At 50.7% G+C, this 3139-nt stretch carries 1 rRNA gene; it reads left to right on the forward strand.

The features are described 5' to 3' along the window. Positions 1–106 precede the first annotated feature (106 nt). Positions 107–3009, forward strand: a 23S ribosomal RNA gene (locus AAA952_RS22170). Positions 3010–3139 lie beyond the last annotated feature (130 nt).

The following is a 3139-nucleotide window of genomic DNA, read 5'->3' on the forward strand; positions in this document are numbered from 1 at the left end:
ATAGTTTACGTCTAAGGCGCGTCCACTTCTTTGGTCAGAAGTGAGACAAGTAAAACCAAGCTGGTCGCAATGCGGCGCAGATGAGTGAAACTCATTTGGGTTGTATGGTTAAGCGACTAAGCGTATACGGTGGATGCCTTGGCAGTCAGAGGCGATGAAGGACGTAGTAACTTGCGAAAAGCGTTGGCGAGCTAGTAACAAGCATTTGAGCTAACGATGTCCGAATGGGGGAACCCAGCAGCATAAGCTGTTATCGCAACATGAATACATAGTGTTGCGAGGCGAACGAGGGGAACTGAAACATCTAAGTACCCTTAGGAAAAGAAATCAACCGAGATTCCCCTAGTAGCGGCGAGCGAACGGGGATTAGCCCTTAAGTCAGTGGGGTGTTAGTGGAATGCGTTGGAAAGCGCAGCGGCACAGGGTGATAGCCCCGTACATGAAAACTAACCATTGATGAAAACGAGTAAGGCGGGACACGTGACATCCTGTTTGAATATGGGGGGACCATCCTCCAAGGCTAAATACTCCTGACTGACCGATAGTGAACCAGTACCGTGAGGGAAAGGCGAAAAGAACCCCTGTGAGGGGAGTGAAATAGAACCTGAAACCGTATACGTACAAGCAGTGGGAGCGGTTCTTGAGACCGTGACTGCGTACCTTTTGTATAATGGGTCAGCGACTTACATTTTGTAGCGAGGTTAAGCGAATAGCGGAGCCGTAGGGAAACCGAGTGTTAACTGCGCGTTTAGTTGCAAGGTGTAGACCCGAAACCCGGTGATCTAGCCATGGGCAGGTTGAAGGTTGAGTAACATCAACTGGAGGACCGAACCGACTAATGTTGAAAAATTAGCGGATGACTTGTGGCTGGGGGTGAAAGGCCAATCAAACCGGGAGATATCTGGTTCTCCTCGAAAGCTATTTAGGTAGCGCCTCGAGCGAATACCATTGGGGGTAGAGCACTGTTAAGGCTAGGGGGTCATCCCGACTTACCAACCCTTTGCAAACTCCGAATACCAATGAGTACTACTCGGGAGACAGACGGCGGGTGCTAACGTCCGTCGTCAAAAGGGAAACAACCCAGACCGTCAGCTAAGGTCCCAAAGTACTAGCTAAGTGGGAAACGATGTGGGAAGGCTTAGACAGCTAGGATGTTGGCTTAGAAGCAGCCATCATTTAAAGAAAGCGTAATAGCTCACTAGTCGAGTCGGCCTGCGCGGAAGATGTAACGGGGCTAAGCTAGTCACCGAAGCTACGGGTGCACAGTTTACTGTGCGCGGTAGAGGAGCGTTCTGTAAGCCGTTGAAGGTGAAGGGGTAACCCACGCTGGAGGTATCAGAAGTGCGAATGCTGACATGAGTAACGATAAAGGGGGTGAAAAACCCCCTCGCCGAAAGACCAAGGGTTCCTGTCCAACGTTAATCGGGGCAGGGTGAGTCGACCCCTAAGGTGAGGCCGAAAGGCGTAATCGATGGGAAACAGATTAATATTTCTGTACTTCCGCTAACTGCGATGGAGAGACGGAGAAGGCTAGGCTAGCGCGGCGTTGGTAGTCCGCGTTTAAGGTGGTAGGTGGTGTTCTTAGGCAAATCCGGGGACACGTACTTAAATGTACACACTGAGAGCTGATGACGAGGTCCTAAGGGACTGAAGTAGTTGATGCCATGCTTCCAGGAAAATCTTCTAAGCTTCAGGTTAGTGGGAATCGTACCCCAAACCGACACAGGTGGTCGGGTAGAGAATACCAAGGCGCTTGAGAGAACTCGGCTGAAGGAACTAGGCAAAATGGTACCGTAACTTCGGGAGAAGGTACGCTCCTGTTGGTGATGAGACTTGCTCTCTAAGCTGACGGGAGTCGCAGATACCAGGTGGCTGCAACTGTTTATCAAAAACACAGCACTGTGCAAACTCGCAAGAGGAAGTATACGGTGTGACGCCTGCCCGGTGCCGGAAGGTTAATTGATTGGGTTATCGCAAGAGAAGCTCATGATCGAAGCCCCGGTAAACGGCGGCCGTAACTATAACGGTCCTAAGGTAGCGAAATTCCTTGTCGGGTAAGTTCCGACCTGCACGAATGGCGTAATGATGGCCACGCTGTCTCCAGCCGAGACTCAGTGAAGTTGAAATTGCGGTGAAGATGCCGTATACCCGCGGCTAGACGGAAAGACCCCGTGAACCTTTACTATAGCTTGGCACTGAACATTGAACCTACATGTGTAGGATAGGTGGGAGACTTTGAAGTTGTGACGCTAGTCATGATGGAGTCGTCCTTGAAATACCACCCTTGTAGTTTTGATGTTCTAACCTAGGTCCCTTATCGGGATTAGGGACAGTGCCTGGTGGGTAGTTTGACTGGGGCGGTCTCCTCCCAAAGAGTAACGGAGGAGCACGAAGGTTGGCTAAGTACGGTCGGACATCGTACGGTTAGTGCAATGGCATAAGCCAGCTTAACTGCGAGACATACACGTCGAGCAGGTACGAAAGTAGGTCATAGTGATCCGGTGGTTCTGAATGGAAGGGCCATCGCTCAACGGATAAAAGGTACTCCGGGGATAACAGGCTGATACCGCCCAAGAGTTCATATCGACGGCGGTGTTTGGCACCTCGATGTCGGCTCATCACATCCTGGGGCTGAAGTCGGTCCCAAGGGTATGGCTGTTCGCCATTTAAAGTGGTACGCGAGCTGGGTTCAGAACGTCGTGAGACAGTTCGGTCCCTATCTGCCGTGGGCGTTGGATGATTGAAGGGAGCTGCTCCTAGTACGAGAGGACCGGAGTGGACGAACCGCTGGTGTTCGGGTTGTCATGCCAATGGCATTGCCCGGTAGCTACGTTCGGAATCGATAACCGCTGAAAGCATCTAAGCGGGAAGCGAGCCCTAAGATGAGTCATCCCTAGGAATTTAATTCCTCTAAAGAGCCGTTCGAGACTAGGACGTTGATAGGCATGGTGTGTAAGCGTTGTGAGGCGTTGAGCTAACATGTACTAATGACTCGAGAGGCTTAACCATACAACCCAGATGGGTTTTATACACAGCCTTAGACAGAATATCGACACTTGATGAAGTGTGAACTCAAACAAAGCAAATCAGCTTTCCGAATTATTATTAACGTGGTCCAGCGATGGACACGGTAATAAAC

This window comes from Shewanella sp. M-Br (assembly GCF_036245925.1).
Lineage (GTDB): Bacteria > Pseudomonadota > Gammaproteobacteria > Enterobacterales > Shewanellaceae > Shewanella > Shewanella oncorhynchi.